The following is a 14,483-nucleotide window of genomic DNA, read 5'->3' on the forward strand; positions in this document are numbered from 1 at the left end:
TCAATAGGCGACGGGCAGCGGGTCGAGCGAGCGCCAAATATACCAAGTGGCCACGCTGCAATAGGGCTCCCAGGCCTGCGCCACCTCGCGCGCGTCGCTGCGGCTGACCGGGTCGCCGGAGAAGTAGTTGCGGCTGATGCCGTTGATCAGGCCGATGTCGTCCAGCGGCAGCACGTTGGGCCGCATCAGGTGGAAGATCAGGAACATCTCCGCCGTCCAGCGGCCGATGCCGCGGATGCCCACCAGCTCGGCGATGATGCCCTCGTCGTCCATCGCCCGCCAGGCGTCGACGTGGATGGCGCCGGAATCGAAATGCAGCGCCAGGTCGACCAGGTACTCGATCTTGCGCGCCGACAGGCCGGCCGCCTGCATGTCGTCGACCTTGAGCTTGAGCACGTTGGCCGCGCTCATGCGGCGCGGCAGCCGCGCGAAGCGGTCCCACACCGTCTGGGCGGCCTTCACCGAGATCTGCTGGCCGACGATGCTGCGCGCCAGGGTGGTGAAGGCGTCGCCGCGCGATTGCAGGCAGGCGTCGCCGAACTGCGGGATCAGCCGCTTCATCACCCGGTCCTTGCGCGACAGGTGCCGGCAGGCCTCGGCCCAGTAGGCCGGGCGCGCGGGTTCGACCGGGGAGCCGGTGGCATCGTTCAAGAGGCCGCCTCCCAGGTGGTGCCGGCCGGCGAGTCCTTCAGCACGATGCCCTGCTGCAGCAACTCGGCCCGGATGCGGTCGGCCTCGGCGAAGTCCTTCGCCTTCTTGGCGGCAGCGCGCTGCTCGATGCGCTGCCGGATCGTGGCTTCGTCCAGCGTCGCGCCGCTGCGCAGGAAGGCCTGCGGATCGCCCTGCAGCAGGCCGAGCGTGCCGCCCAGCGACCTGAGCAGCGCGGCGAGTCGCGCCGACTTGCCCCGGTTGACTTCGGCCGCCAGCTCGAACAGCACCGCCACCGCCTCCGGCGTGCCGAAGTCGTTGTCCATGGCCGCCTTGAAGCGCGCCGCATGCGGCTGCGACCAGTCGATGGCGGCCGCCGGGTCGGGCGTCACCGAGCCCAGCGCCGTGTACAGGCGCCTCAGCGCCCCGCGCGCGTCGTCCAGGTGCACGTCGCTGTAGTTCAGCGGGCTGCGGTAGTGCGCCCGCACGATGAAGAAGCGCACCGTCTCGGCGTCGAACTTCTTCAGCACGTCGCGGATGGTGAAGAAGTTGCCCAGCGACTTGGACATCTTCTCGTTGTCGATGTTGACGAAGCCGTTGTGCATCCAGACGCGGGCCAGCGGCTTGCCGTTGGCGCCCTCGCTCTGGGCGATCTCGTTCTCGTGGTGGGGGAAGGTCAGGTCGGCGCCGCCGCCGTGGATGTCGAACGTCTCGCCCAGCAGCGCGCACGACATGGCCGAGCACTCGATGTGCCAGCCGGGGCGGCCGGAGCCGTAGTCGCTGTCCCACTGCGCGTCGGGCGGCTCGCCGGGCTTGGCGGCCTTCCACAGCACGAAGTCCAGCGGATCCTCCTTGCCCTCGGCCACTGCCACGCGCTCGCCCGCATGCAGTTCGTCCAGCGACTTGCCCGACAGCTTGCCGTAGCCCGGGAAGCGCCGCACCGCGTAGTTGACGTCGCCGCCGCTGCGGTAGGCCAGCCCCTTGCCTTCCAGCGTGCGCACGATGCCCAGCATATGGGGCACGTAGTCGGTGGCGCGCGGATCGTGCGTGGGCCGCTCGATGCCCAGCGCGTCGAAGTCGCGGTACATCTCGTCGATCATGCGCGAGGTGAGCTGGCGCACCGGCTCGCCGTTGTCCAGCGCGCGGCGGATGATCTTGTCGTCGATGTCGGTGATGTTGCGCACGAAGGTCACGCGCAGGCCCGAGGCCCTGAGCCAGCGCTGCGCCACGTCGAAGGCCACGGCGGAACGCGCATGCCCCACGTGGCACAGGTCGTAGACGGTGATGCCGCAGACGTACATCCGCACATGGCCCGCCTCCAGGGGAGCGAAGTCCTCCAGGGCACGCGTGAGCGTGTTGTAGATGCGCAGGCTCATGGAATGTTCGGGAAACCTGCGCCGCGGGGCGCTGCGCGAGGTCGGTGTCGCTACTCGATCGGCCGGTTCCTGCCGTCGAGGTGGCCGGTACAATCGGCCCGCAGTATATAGGCCCTTGCGCGGGACCTCGGTCCGCGCCTCACCGAACGCTCCCATGCCGCATGCCCGCCTTTCCGTTCCGCGCTCGCTGCGCCTGCTGGCCCTGGTGGCCGCGCTCGCGGCGCCCGCGCTGGCGCTCGCCGACGACTACGCCGACGTCAACCAGCTGCTGCGCAACGGCCGGCATTCCGACGCCCTGGCCAGGGCCGACCAGTACCTCGCGGCCAAGCCGCGCGATCCGCAGATGCGCTTCCTGCGCGGCGTGATCCTCACCGAATCGGGCAAGGCACAGGACGCGATCGCCACCTTCGTCAAGCTGACCGAGGACTACCCCGAGCTGCCGGAGCCGTACAACAACCTGGCGGTGCTGTATGCGAGCCAGAGCCAGTTCGACAAGGCGCGCGCGGCGCTGGAAATGGCGATTCGCACCAATCCCAGCTATGCCACCGCGCACGAGAATCTCGGCGACGTGTACGCCAAGCTGGCCAGCCAGGCCTACAGCAAGGCGCTGCAGCTGGATGCCGGCAACACCGCGGTGCAGCCCAAGCTGGCGCTGATCCGCGAACTGTTCGCGCCGGGTGCGCGCGACGGCAAGCCCACCGCGCCAGCGGCGGCGACACCCGCCGCGGCTCCGACGGTGGTCGCCAAGGCCCCTGCCCCGGCGGTGGCGACCGCGCCGGCCCGGGCAGCTGCACCCGCCCCCGCAGGCGTGCCGGCGCCGGCGACCGCGGCAAAGGCACCGCCCGCACCGGCCGCACCGGCCGCCAGCGCCGCTGCACTCGAGGTGGAGGACGCTGTGCAAGCCTGGGCCAGGGCCTGGTCGGCCAAGGACATGGCCGCCTACCTGGCGGCCTACGGCCAGGATTTCGACCCGCCCGGCAACCGGTCGCGAAAGGCCTGGGAAGAAGAGCGCCGCAGCCGCATCGTGCCGCGCTCGCGCATCTCCGTTCGCCTGTCCGATCTCGACGTCGACGTCAACGGCAGCAAGGCCACCGCCCGGTTCCGCCAGGCCTACAGCGCCGACGGCCTGAACATCAACGGCCGCAAGACGCTGGAGCTGCACAAGGTCGGCGAACGCTGGCTGATCGTGCGCGAGAGCGTGGGCTGAACACCGGCTGGCCGCCGCTGCCGGGCGAAGGGAAGTTGCAGTCTTGAACCTCCGCTCTCCGAACCAGGGGCCCTTTCCTGCCGCGCGCGCGGCAGCGCTGTGTGCGGCGCTGGCGCTCGCGCTGGCCGCACCCGCGGATGCCACCACGCGGCACAAGTCCAAGCCCAGGAAGCCCCGCAGCGTCGCCGCGAAGCCGGCGCCGCGCGATGGCCAGGCCGAGGCGCGCCTGCTCGACGTCTACCGCCTCGTCGGCCAGGGCCAGGCCCGGTTGGCGCTGGCGCGCGCCGAGGCGCTGGTGCGCGAGCACCCCCACTTCCAGCTCGCGCAGCTGGTCTACGGCGACCTGCTGGCGTCGCGCACCCGGCCGGTGCGCACCCTCGGCGACGTGCCCGAAGGCGCCGGTCCGCTGGGGGCCCAGCCGCTGGCGGAGCTGCGCGAGGAGTCGCGATTGCGCGTGCGCGCGCTGCTGGAGCGCCCTCCCGCGGGCACGGTGCCCTCGCAGTTCGTGCAGCTGTCGCGGACCAGCCGGCACGCGATCGCCATCGACACCTCGCTCGCGCGCCTGTATTTCTTCGAGAACACCGCCGGCGGCCTGAAGCTGCTGGGCGACTACTACGTCTCGGTCGGCAAGCAGGGCATCGAGAAGGCGGTCGAGGGCGACCTGCGAACGCCCCTGGGCGTGTACTACATCACCAGCAACCTGGACCCGAAGACGCTCAAGGACTTCTACGGCGCCGGCGCGCTGCCGATCAACTACCCCAATCCGTACGACGCGCGCCGCGGCAAGACCGGCAGCGGCATCTGGCTGCACGGCACCCCGCCCGGCCAGTTCTCGCGCGCGCCCAGGGCCAGCGACGGCTGCGTGGTGCTGGCCAATCCCGACCTCGAGCGCCTGCTGCGCACCGTGGAGATCCGCAGCACGCCGGTGGTGATCGCACCCTCGCTGCAGTGGGTGGCGCCGGCCACGCTGCAGGCCGATGCCCGGCCCTTCGCCGACGCACTGGCAGCCTGGCGCGCGGCCCGCTCGAGCGGCGACACCGAGCGCCTGCTGCCGTTCTACGCGGCCGACTTCTCCGCCGAGGGCAAGGGCCTGGCCGAATGGATCCCGCAGCTGCGCGCCGAACTCGGCCGCGTGCGCGGCCGCGGGGTGCAGCTCAAGGACGTGTCCTACCTGCGCTGGACCGACTCGGCCGAAACCATGGTGGTAACCTTTGGCGAAGTGCCCGAAGGCGCCCGCAGCGGCACCGTCAAGCGCCAGTACTGGATGCGCATGGGCCCGCACTGGAAGATCTTCTACGAAGGAGTGATCGGTTGATTCCTGCCCTGACCCGCCGCGCCGCCGCCGGCCTCGCCCTGCTGTCTGCGCTCGCCCCCGCCGCCTGGGCCCAGGCGGCGCCGCGCGTGAAGTTCACCACCTCGGCCGGCGAATTCGTGCTCGAGCTCCATCCGGACAAGGCTCCGAAGACGGTCGAGAACTTCCTGCAGTACGTTCGCGACGGCCACTACAACGGCACGATCTTCCACCGCGTGATCGACGGCTTCATGATCCAGGGCGGCGGCTTCACGCCCGACATGCAGCAGAAGCCGACCCGCACCGCCATCCCGCTGGAGACCCGCCCGGAGCTGAAGAACGACCGCGGCACCATCGCGATGGCCCGCACCGCCAATCCGAACTCCGCCACGGCGCAGTTCTTCATCAACGTCGTCGACAACAAGGGCCTGAATGCCCCCATGCCGGACGGCCACGGTTATGCGGTGTTCGGCAAGGTCGTCTCCGGCATGGACGTGGTCGACAAGATCAAGGGCGTGGCCACGGGCAGCCGTGGCGGCCACCAGAACGTGCCGGCCACGCCCGTGGTCATCCAGTCGGCCGCCGTGCTGAAGTAGGAACAAGGAGAAAGATCCCATGCCCAACCCCAAGGTCGACCTGCACGTTGCCGGACACGGCGTCATCACCCTCGAACTCGACGAGGCCAAGGCACCGAAGACGGTGGAGAACTTCCTCGCCTACGTGAAGAAGGGCCACTACGACGGCACCATCTTCCACCGCGTGATCGACGGCTTCATGGTCCAGGGCGGCGGCTTCGCGCCCGGCATGAGCCAGAAGCCCACCGACGCGCCGATCCAGAACGAGGCCAGCAACGGGCTCAGGAACGACCGCTACACGGTGGCGATGGCGCGCACCAACGACCCGCATTCGGCCAGCGCGCAGTTCTTCATCAATGTCGCCGACAACGACTTCCTCAACCATCGCGCGCCCAATCCGCAGGGCTGGGGCTACGCGGTGTTCGGCAAGGTGGTCGGCGGCACCGACGTGGTCGACCGCATCAAGGGCGTGAAGACCGGCCGCAAGGGCTTCCACGACGACGTGCCGCAGCAGGACGTCGTGATCGAGAAGGCCGTCGTCGCCTGACGACGGGCGGCATTGGCGCTGCCGACCTTCGCCGAGCTCACCGCCGACCCCGGCTGGCGCTGCGTCGATTTCATCTCCGACCTGCACCTGCAGCAGGACGAACCCGGCACCTTCGACGCCTGGCGCCGCTACCTGGCGTCCGGGCCGGCCGACGCGGTGTTCATCCTGGGCGACCTGTTCGAGGCCTGGCCGGGGGACGACATTTTGGACGAGCCGGGATTCGAGGCCGACTGCGCGGCGGTCCTGCGCGCGGCTTGCGCCCGACAACCGGTGTTCTTCCTGCACGGCAACCGCGATTTCCTGGTCGGCCAGGCCCTCGCCGCGGCCACCGGCGTGCGCCTGCTGGCCGATCCCACCGTCCTGGGCTTCGGCGGCCGGCGCTGGCTGGTCAGCCATGGCGACCTGCTCTGCGTGGACGACACCGAGTACCTGCGCTTTCGCGAGCAGGTGCGGGCGCCCCGCTGGCAGCGCGATTTCCTCGCGCGGCCGCTGGGCGAACGGCAGGCGGTCGCCCGGCAGCTGCGTGCGCAAAGCGAAGAGCGCAAGCGGTCCGGCGCACCCCATGCCGACGTGGATGCCGGCGAGGCGCGAGCCTGGCTGCGTGCGGCGCGGGCCGGCACGCTGGTCCATGGCCACACGCACAAGCCCGCGGACCACGACCTGGGTGACGGCCTGCAAAGGATCGTGCTGACGGACTGGGACCTCGCCGCGGCGCCGCCGCGCGCCGAAGCGCTTCGCCTGTCCTGCGGCGGCGCCTGGCGGCGCCTGCCCCTGGCCTGATGTTCGGCTGGTGGCGGCGCCGCCGCGCGGCGCCTCCCATCCCGGATCCCCTGTGGCGGCAGGTGCTCTCCGCCTACCCGTTCCTGGCTGCCCGGTCCACCGACGAGCGCACGCAATTGCGCGACCTCGCGGCGCAGTTCCTGCAAGCCAAGGAGTTCCATGGCGCCCAGGGGCTGCTCATCACCGACGAACTGGCCGTCGCCGTGGCCGCCCAGGCGGTGCTGCCCGTGCTGCACCTGGGCCTGCGCTGGTACGACGACTTCGTCGGCATCGTCGTGCATCCCGACCAGGTGGTGGCGCGCCGCAGCGCACAGGACGAGGCCGGCGTGGTCCACGAATGGGAGGAAGTCCTGGCCGGCGAAGCCATGGAGCGCGGCCCGGTCATGCTCAGCTGGCGCGACGTGCAGGATGCCGGCGCCTCAGCGGACCAGGGCTACAACGTCGTGATCCACGAATTCATCCACAAGATCGACATGCGCGACGGCGCGCCGGACGGCTGCCCGCCGCTGCCCGCGCAACGGCGGCGGCAGTGGCGTGCGGTCTTCGACGGCGAATACGGGCGCTTCCGCGAGAAGGTCGTCATCGCGGAGCGCTTCGGCGGCGAGCCGCCCTGGCTGGACCCGTACGGCGCCGAGAACCCCGGCGAGTTCTTCGCGGTGGCGGGCGAGGCCTACTTCGTCAACCGGACCCGGTTCGGGCAGGAGTTCCCGGCGCTGCTGGCGCTGTTCGACAGGTTTTTCCTCGGCCGGCCGTAAGCGCGACGGGTCCTTTCCGGGGCCAGGTGCAAGCGCTTCGCCCCGCTTGCCATTCCGGGGCCGGGCCCAAGCGCTTCGCCCCGCTTGTCGTTCCGGGGCCGGGCCCAAGCGCTTCGCCCGCTTGTCATCCCGGCGCAAAGCCGGGATCCATCTCCCACCGCCTGGACACAACACTGCGCGCACGCAGGGCACGGGTGATGGATTGCGGCTCAAGGCCGCAATGACATGGCCTGCAGGCTTTGTGCCTGCTTACCCGCGCAGCAGCACCTTCAGCACGTTCTGCAGCCGCCGCGCCGCGCCAGCCTCATGCGAACTCGCGAGCACGCGCGCCGCGTCCTCGCCCCAGGTCTGGGCCGGCGAGGGATCGTTGCGCCGGGTCAGCAGCTGCAGTTGCAACTGCCGCCGTGCCGCGACCTGCTCGGCCGGGGTCGGCGCCTCGGCCGCGATCTCCAGGCGCAGCAGAGCCTCGCCCGCTTCGCCCGCCGGCGCGGCTTGCAGGGCCTTGACCCAGGCGCCGCGGATCGCCGGGGTGACCGCCCGGCCCAGCTCGCTCTGGCTGGGGACTTGCTCGGCCGAGCGCTGCTCCCAGGCGGCCAGCAGTTGGGTCAGGGCCTCGCCGTGCGCCTGCGCGGCCAGTTTCCGCAGGGCCTGCTGGGCGTGCTCCAGCGCATCGCGCTGGGCGCGGAACGCGACGTCGCCCAGGCGCGGGCCGCGGTCGTCCGCCTGGCGGTCGCCGAAGCGTCCGCCCCGACCGCCTTCGCGGCCCGGCCGCTCGCTGCCGCGATCGCCGAAGCGGGCTGCGCCCGGACTCCCCGGCCGCCGGTCGCCGAACTTGCCGCCGCGGCCGGCGGGCTGGGGCTCCGCGCGCTTCATGCCCGGGCGGTCGTCGCCCCGCATGGCGATCACCGGCTTGGGCGCCGGCTTCGCGGGCGCTGCCGGCGACTCGGCGGGAGCCGCGGGCTCCCCGGCCGGCACCGCTTCGCCGGAGGCCGATTCGGCCGCCGTCGCGCTCTCGCCGGGACCCTCCGGCACCGGCGCGCCTGCGCCCTCGCCTTGCGGCGCGGCGGCGGCCTGCGCCCGGGCCTGGTCGGCCCGTGCCTGCGCCTGTCCCTTCAGTGCCGCATCCAGCGCCGCCATCGCGGACCGGATGCGATTGGCGTCGCCGCTCGCATTGGCCGCCTCCAGCGCCTTCGAGGACTCGAGCACCGCACGGTCACGTTCGCTCAGCGCGGCGGCGGCGCGCTCGCGTTCCTCGCTCTTGCGGTTGAAGGCCTCGTCGATCGGCCGGCGGAAGGCATCCCAGAGTTTCTGCTCGTGCTTGCGGTCCAGCGGCACGGCCTGGGCCTCGGCCTGCCAGCGCTGCTGCAAGGCCTTGACCGCATCGATGCGCAGTGGCGCTCCGGCGCCCAGCACCCTGGCCTCTTCGATCATGGCGTGGCGCCGCTCCACGCTCTGCTTCTGCGCGGCCGCCAGCGGCGCCTCGGCCGCCTGGATGGCCTGCTTCCATTGCGGCTGCAGTTCGGCGAAGGCCTTCTCGCCCAGGTGGCCGGCCTCGCGCCAGCGCGATTCGAACTGGTGGATGGCGCGGTTGAAGCCCTTCCAGTCGTCGCCTGCCGCCGCGGTGTTCTGCGCGGCCCAGGCCTGCACCTCCTGGATCAGCGCCATCCGCTGGGCACGGTTCTCGGCGGCCTCGGCCTTGATCTTGTCCAGCCAGGCTTCGACCACCTTGTAGGCCTCGTTGCAAGCCTCGTCGAAACGCTTCCACAACGCATGGTTGGGTGGGCCGCCCTGGTCGACCTGCTTCCATTGCTCGCGCAGCGCACGCAGCTGCTCCTGCATCTTGCGGCCGCCGTAGCGGGGCTTGCGCTGCAGCGCTTCGGCTGGGGCCGGCGTCGTCTGCCCGGCACTGCCGGCGGCGGACGCGGCCACCGGCGCGGCAGCGCCCTCCTCCGGTGCGGGCGATCCTTCTTCGCTCGCCGCAGCGCTTGCATCGGTAGCGGGCGCTCCCGATCCGGCGACCGGCGCCGGCGCCTTTGCGGGCGCCACGGGCTCGAACAAAGCCTCGGCCTTGGCGACCAGTTCCTGGCGCAGCTGGTCGGCGCGCCAACGCTGCCAGCCTTCCAGTTCGCCGGCCGAGGCCAGCAGCGCATGCGCCTGGTTCTCCAGCTTGTCGTCGAGCAGCCTGGCATGCTCCTTCAGCGCGGCCCGCAGGGCGGCCGCGGCGCCCGCGCTGCCCTTGCCGTGCCCCTGGGCGATTTCCTGTTCCAGCCGGGCGATCGCTGCGCCGACCGCTTCGGCGGCCTTGGCCCGGAGCTCCGGATCGACCTTGGGCTTGGCCGCAGCCGGCGCGGCCTCCACCGGAAGGCCGCGGGCCGCGCGCAGTTCGTCGGCCCAGACCGGCACCGGCGGCAGCGGTGCGGCGGGATCGACGTCGGCGGCCACGGCCTGCGCCAGCGCGCCCTGGAACGCATCCCAGACCACCTGCAACTGGGTGCGCGAGGCTTCCAGCAGGGGCGGGAAGCGCGCGTCCACGCTGGGCCAGTTGGCGTCGGCGACCAGGGCTTCGGCCTGGCCCTGCCAGTCGGGCACGTCGGCACGCAAGGCGTCGGCGGCCGCCTGGGCTTCGCGCCAGGGCTTGGTGGACAGGACCTCGATGCGCTGGGCCAGCAGGACAGCCGCCTCGCGTTGCACCTGCACCCGGTGCTGCAGGTCCTCGATTCCCTTGACCCGCTCGGCCAGCCGGGCCTTCAGGCCAGCCAGCGGCTCGCGGCTCAGGGGCGCGCCGGCCTTGGCCGCGTCGCGCTGCCAGGCCATCGCGTCGGCGATGTTCAGGCGCGGCTGCCCCAGCAGCGCTTCGGCCTTCTGGGACCACTCGGCCGCGATCGCCTCCTGGCCACGGGCCCGCTTGATCTCGTCGAGGCGCTCGCGCAGCACGCGGGCCGCACCCTTGTCGCGGGCGCTCAGTTCACGGAACACCTCCTGCATCTGCTCGGCGCTCGGGTCGCCGGCGAGCCACTCGCGCAGGCGCGCGGCGCGCTCGCCCGAGGTGGGCGCGGTAAAGGCACCACCGGTCAGCGCATCGAGCGCCTGGGTGTCGGAGGATCGGAGGCTGGCTTGGGTCACTTCGGTCGGACTGGAAAAAAACACGCCCTCGCATGCGCGGGGGCCGGCGCGTATTCTCGCCGCGATTCGCCCCGGCCCCTTGCGGGCGCGCAAACGAGAAAGCCCGGCAGCGGCCTGAAGCCATCTGCCGGGCTTGACGGCGGCGCAAGTCCGGCCGTCGGGGCGTGCCGCGGGAGGTCAATGGTCCCAGTCGGCACCGGGAGCAAGAGATTGCTCCCAGGATTGACCGGAACCTGCGCACGAAGCGGGGAAGTCCCGGTACAAGGGCCCGATTGCTCGGGTGCCTTCAAGTTAGGGGCCCGGCCCTCCGAAAGCAAGACCGCTTTCTCAATGGTCCGCTGCCCGTCGATTGCGCCTGCCACATTGACAGGGCCGCCGGCCCTGTCCGGAGAATCCGACGCGGGACACCGTTCACGTCCGACAAGGCTCGGCAGGACGAAGCGCGTAAATCAAGGATTCATATTGCAAGAATCGGAATAAAGATTAACTTTATCATTCTTGACTAGTTATTTGGACGACTTCTAGAATTCGCCACCCCCCGCCGCTGAGCTAGGGGAGAACCCGAACCGCTGCCGAACCCGGCGAAGTCGGAACTGCCGCTGAGGCCCTGAAAGGAGCCCGTGCATTCCGATGGCGTACCAATCCAAACGAGGAGACCGACGGACCCTGCTGCCGAACCGGCAGCCCGGCCCCGGCCCGCGCGTAGAAAGGAGTGCTATGACAGCGTCAGGAAAAGTGGCCCGCGCCACGCAGGCAAAAGCAGCCCGTGCCCTGCGGACCTTCGCCGCAGATGTGGCGCAAGGCTTTTTCGAGATCACCCACAACGGCCTCGCGCTGGTGGGCGTGGCCGTGGTCGTCGCCCTGGCCGCACTGACCGCCCGCCCCGACCTGCGGCAGGCCGGCGAGTCGCAACTCATGAGCTGGCTGCAGGAGCGGCAGATCGCTGCGCTGGGCATGGTGCCCGACCTGGACGCCATCGACCGCGCCACCGCGGCCAACCCCAAGGATCTTCCCAAGCAGCAGGCGGCGGTGGCCTATTGGCTCTCGCGCAAGTACCGCGTCGCACCGGAGCCGATCAGCGCCCTGGTGGCCGAGGCCTGGCAAGCCGGCAGCCGCGCCAAGCTCGACCCCACCCTGATCCTGGCGGTCATGGCGGTGGAGTCCGGATTCAACCCCTTCGCCCAGAGCTCGGTCGGCGCGCAGGGCCTGATGCAGGTGATGACCCGGGTGCACACCGACAAGTACGAGGTGTTCGGCGGCAAGCTGGCGGCCTTCGACCCGGTCACCAACCTGCGGGTGGGGGTCAAGGTGCTGCAGGAGTGCATCCAGCGCGCCGGATCGCTGCAGGCGGGCCTGAAGTTCTACGTGGGCGCCGCCCACCTGCCCGACGATGGCGGCTATGCCGACAAGGTGATGGCTGAGCACCTGCGCCTGCAGCAGGTCGCCGCCGGCCGCGCCGTGCCGGTGTTCACGCCGCCGCCCATCACGCCCCTCCGCACGCTGGCGCCCGCATTGGGCGCCCGGCCGGACCCGGCCGAAGCCGAAAAGGTGGCGGCCCTGTCGGGCCCCTGAGCCGGCGCTCGGCTACACTTTCCCCCGCACGCGACTGGCGATAGGCGCGGCGCCCGCTCCGGGCCGCCCGCGCTGACGTGGGCCACCACCGGGGAGCGTGCCGCGGGAAGGACATCTTGCGCCATGCAGCGACCTGCCATGGCGCCACAACCCGCGATCCGCCGTTCGCCTGGGCAGCCCTCGTGCATCACAGGGACCATGTCTGTAAGGACTGCCGCATGTACCACCGCAACATCCTCATCGAGCAAACCGACCCCGAGCTCTGGGCCGCGATCGTCGCCGAGAACCGCCGCCAGGAAGAGCACATCGAGCTGATCGCCAGCGAGAACTACGCCTCCCCGGCGGTGATGGCCGCGCAGGGCACCCAGCTGACCAACAAGTACGCCGAGGGCTACCCCGGCAAGCGCTACTACGGCGGCTGCGAGTACGTCGACGTCGCCGAGCAGCTGGCGATCGACCGCGCCAGACAGCTGTTCGGGGCCGAGGCGGCCAACGTGCAGGCGCACTCCGGCGCGCAGGCCAACGAGGCGGTGTTCCTGGCCTTCCTGAAGCCGGGCGACACCATCATGGGGATGAGCCTGGCCGAAGGCGGCCACCTCACCCACGGCATGGCGCTGAACATGAGCGGCAAGTGGTTCAACGTGGTGAGCTACGGCCTCGACGCGCAGGAGGCGATCGACTACGAGGCGATGGAGCGCAAGGCGCGCGAGGCCCGGCCCAAGCTGATCATCGCCGGTGCCTCGGCCTACTCGCTGCGCATCGACTTCGAGCGCTTCGCCCGCATCGCCCGGGAGATCGGCGCCGTCTTCATGGTGGACATGGCCCACTACGCCGGGCTGATCGCCGCCGGCATCTACCCCAACCCGGTCCCGCATGCCGACGTGGTGACCACCACCACCCACAAGAGCCTGCGCGGGCCGCGCGGCGGGCTGATTTTGATGAAGGCCGAGCACGAGAAGGCGATCAACAGCGCCATCTTCCCCGGCCTGCAGGGCGGCCCCCTGATGCACGTGATCGCGGCCAAGGCGGTCGCGCTCAAGGAAGCCCTGCAGCCCGAGTTCAAGGCCTACCAGGAACAGGTGGCGAAGAACGCACGCGTGGTGGCCGAGACGCTGGTCGAGCGGGGCCTGCGCATCGTCAGCGGCCGCACCGAGAGCCATGTGATGCTGGTGGACCTGCGCGCCAAGGGCATCACCGGCAAGCAAGCCGAGGCGGTGCTGGGCCAGGCCCACATGACCATCAACAAGAACGCCATCCCGAACGACCCGGAAAAGCCCATGGTCACCAGCGGCGTGCGCATCGGCACGCCGGCCATGACGACCCGCGGGTTCAAGGAGGATGAGGCTCGGCTGACCGCGAACCTGATCGCCGACGTGCTGGACAACCCGCGCGACCCCGCCAACATCGCGGCCGTGCGGGAGAAGGTGAACGCCCTCACCGGCCGCTTCCCGGTCTACCGCTGATCCGCGATGAGGTGCCCCTTCTGCGGCAACGTCGACACCCAGGTGGTGGAAACGCGCGTCTCGGAGGAAGGGGACTTCATCCGCCGGCGACGCCAGTGCGCCCACTGCGAGAAGCGCTTCACCACCTACGAGCGGCCGGAGGTGAGCTTTCCGGCCGTGGTCAAGAAGGACGGCCGCCGCATCGAGTACGACAGCGGCAAGCTGCGGGCCTCCATGAACCTGGCGCTGCGCAAGCGCCCGGTCAGCACCGAGCAGGTGGACGCCGCCGTCGAGCGCATCGAGGAAAAGCTGCTCAACCTGGGGCAGCGCGAAGTGCCCAGCACCCGCATCGGCGAACTGGTGATGCGCGAGCTCAAGAAGCTGGACAAGGTCGGCTACGTGCGCTTCGCCAGCGTTTACCGCAGCTTCGAGGATATCGACGAGTTCAAGACTGTGGTCGACGAGATCCGGAAATAGCCAGGCATTCGGCCGGGCCGGCCCCGGCGCGGCCTCAGAGGCACGACTCGATGGCCACGCTCTGTATGCGGGGCCGGCCGTTGGCATTGATGACGATCTGCCGGCCAATCGACGCGTCCTGCGACGAGTCGCACACGGTGAGCGTGCCCGCCTGGAACCCACCTCCGACGAGCCGGGTGGCGCCGTCCGGTGCATACGACACGTAGCCGGCCACGGAGCCATTGCCCTTCAGTCGCACGGAAGTGCCAAGCCCCTGCCTGCGATGCAGCAACTCTTCCGCAGCCGAACGCAGTCCGTTTCCATCCGGGTCATCGAATATCATCCAGCCCTGCCGCCAATCACCGGTCGTGGCGCACCATTCGCCGTCCGCAGACTTGCAGAGCACGACCCGATGCCGCCGCTTCATCGCCTCGCTGCGCGTGAAGAGGATGGCTCCAAGCATCTCATTGGCGGCGGAGGTCACGCGAGCGGAGGCAGTCCAGGCGCTGAAGGCGGGTATACCCCACCCCGCCGCCACCGCGATCAGTGCGACCGCTACGAGCAGTTCGACCAGCGTGTACCCGGCCTCACCCGCGAGGACGGGTGAGGCCGTTCCGGCGGAATCGGCGAACTTGGGCATCCGCGCACTCTAGGCACGCGGGAGCAGAGGCCCCAGGCTACGGGTTCACATGTTGCCTGTGAACCCTTCAC

The 14,483-nt window shown here is 70.7% G+C and carries 13 protein-coding genes; 9 read left to right on the plus strand and 4 right to left on the minus strand.

The features are described from left to right. Window positions 1-651, minus strand: a complete 651-nt coding sequence (locus V6M57_RS08985) for a DNA-3-methyladenine glycosylase family protein (protein ID WP_332814642.1) — start codon at window positions 649-651, stop codon at window positions 1-3. Continuing rightward, entirely contained in the window at window positions 648-2,024 is a 1,377-nt protein-coding gene (gene cysS, locus V6M57_RS08990; protein ID WP_332814643.1) for a cysteine--tRNA ligase, read from the minus strand. Before cysS ends, V6M57_RS08985 begins: the two co-directional genes overlap by 4 nt. A gap of 154 nt (window positions 2,025-2,178) precedes the next feature. Here cysS and V6M57_RS08995 point away from each other — a divergent pair, with 154 nt between their 5' ends. The 6 genes from V6M57_RS08995 to V6M57_RS09020 are packed head-to-tail and all read left to right on the plus strand — an operon-like array spanning window position 2,179 to window position 7,179. Further along, the gene (locus V6M57_RS08995) at window positions 2,179-3,231 is read left to right on the plus strand and encodes a nuclear transport factor 2 family protein (protein ID WP_332814644.1); all 1,053 of its coding nucleotides are present in this window, start codon (window positions 2,179-2,181) and stop codon (window positions 3,229-3,231) included. Between the two features lie 43 nt (window positions 3,232-3,274). Further along, window positions 3,275-4,546, plus strand: a complete 1,272-nt coding sequence (locus V6M57_RS09000) for a L,D-transpeptidase family protein (protein ID WP_332814645.1) — start codon at window positions 3,275-3,277, stop codon at window positions 4,544-4,546. Then, the gene (locus V6M57_RS09005) at window positions 4,543-5,118 is read left to right on the plus strand and encodes a peptidylprolyl isomerase (RefSeq protein WP_332814646.1); all 576 of its coding nucleotides are present in this window, start codon (window positions 4,543-4,545) and stop codon (window positions 5,116-5,118) included. Before V6M57_RS09000 ends, V6M57_RS09005 begins: the two co-directional genes overlap by 4 nt. A 19-nt stretch (window positions 5,119-5,137) precedes the next feature. Then, window positions 5,138-5,644: a peptidylprolyl isomerase gene (locus tag V6M57_RS09010; RefSeq protein WP_332814647.1), complete on the plus strand. Its 507-nt coding sequence runs from the start codon at window positions 5,138-5,140 to the stop codon at window positions 5,642-5,644. A gap of 12 nt (window positions 5,645-5,656) precedes the next feature. Further along, window positions 5,657-6,424: a UDP-2,3-diacylglucosamine diphosphatase gene (locus V6M57_RS09015; protein ID WP_332814648.1), complete on the plus strand. Its 768-nt coding sequence runs from the start codon at window positions 5,657-5,659 to the stop codon at window positions 6,422-6,424. Further along, the gene (locus V6M57_RS09020) at window positions 6,424-7,179 is read left to right on the plus strand and encodes a zinc-dependent peptidase (RefSeq protein ID WP_332814649.1); all 756 of its coding nucleotides are present in this window, start codon (window positions 6,424-6,426) and stop codon (window positions 7,177-7,179) included. Before V6M57_RS09015 ends, V6M57_RS09020 begins: the two co-directional genes overlap by 1 nt. Window positions 7,180-7,428: 249 nt before the next feature. Here V6M57_RS09020 and V6M57_RS09025 read toward each other — a convergent pair whose 3' ends face one another. Beyond that, window positions 7,429-10,302 (minus strand): DUF349 domain-containing protein, encoded by a 2,874-nt coding sequence (locus tag V6M57_RS09025; RefSeq protein WP_332814650.1) that lies wholly within the window; start codon window positions 10,300-10,302, stop codon window positions 7,429-7,431. 717 nt (window positions 10,303-11,019) lie between these two features. Here V6M57_RS09025 and V6M57_RS09030 point away from each other — a divergent pair. The 3 genes from V6M57_RS09030 to nrdR all read left to right on the plus strand — a co-directional run bounded on the left by V6M57_RS09030 (window position 11,020) and on the right by nrdR (window position 13,793). Then, window positions 11,020-11,874 (plus strand): lytic transglycosylase domain-containing protein, encoded by an 855-nt coding sequence (locus tag V6M57_RS09030; RefSeq protein WP_332814651.1) that lies wholly within the window; start codon window positions 11,020-11,022, stop codon window positions 11,872-11,874. A gap of 218 nt (window positions 11,875-12,092) precedes the next feature. Beyond that, window positions 12,093-13,337 (plus strand): serine hydroxymethyltransferase, encoded by a 1,245-nt coding sequence (gene glyA / locus V6M57_RS09035; RefSeq protein ID WP_332814652.1) that lies wholly within the window; start codon window positions 12,093-12,095, stop codon window positions 13,335-13,337. A 6-nt stretch (window positions 13,338-13,343) separates the two neighbouring features. Continuing rightward, window positions 13,344-13,793 carry a transcriptional regulator NrdR gene (nrdR, locus tag V6M57_RS09040; RefSeq protein ID WP_332814653.1) on the plus strand — a complete coding sequence of 150 codons (450 nt, stop codon included), beginning with the start codon at window positions 13,344-13,346 and terminating at the stop codon, window positions 13,791-13,793. Window positions 13,794-13,827: 34 nt separating this feature from the next. Here nrdR and V6M57_RS09045 read toward each other — a convergent pair whose 3' ends face one another. Continuing rightward, window positions 13,828-14,412, minus strand: coding sequence for a GspH/FimT family pseudopilin (locus V6M57_RS09045; protein WP_332814654.1), 585 nt, complete (start codon window positions 14,410-14,412; stop codon window positions 13,828-13,830). Window positions 14,413-14,483: the final 71 nt, after the last annotated feature.

The sequence above is a fragment of the Ramlibacter sp. genome (assembly GCF_036676645.1).
In the GTDB taxonomy this organism is placed as follows: Bacteria; Pseudomonadota; Gammaproteobacteria; order Burkholderiales; family Burkholderiaceae_C; genus Ramlibacter.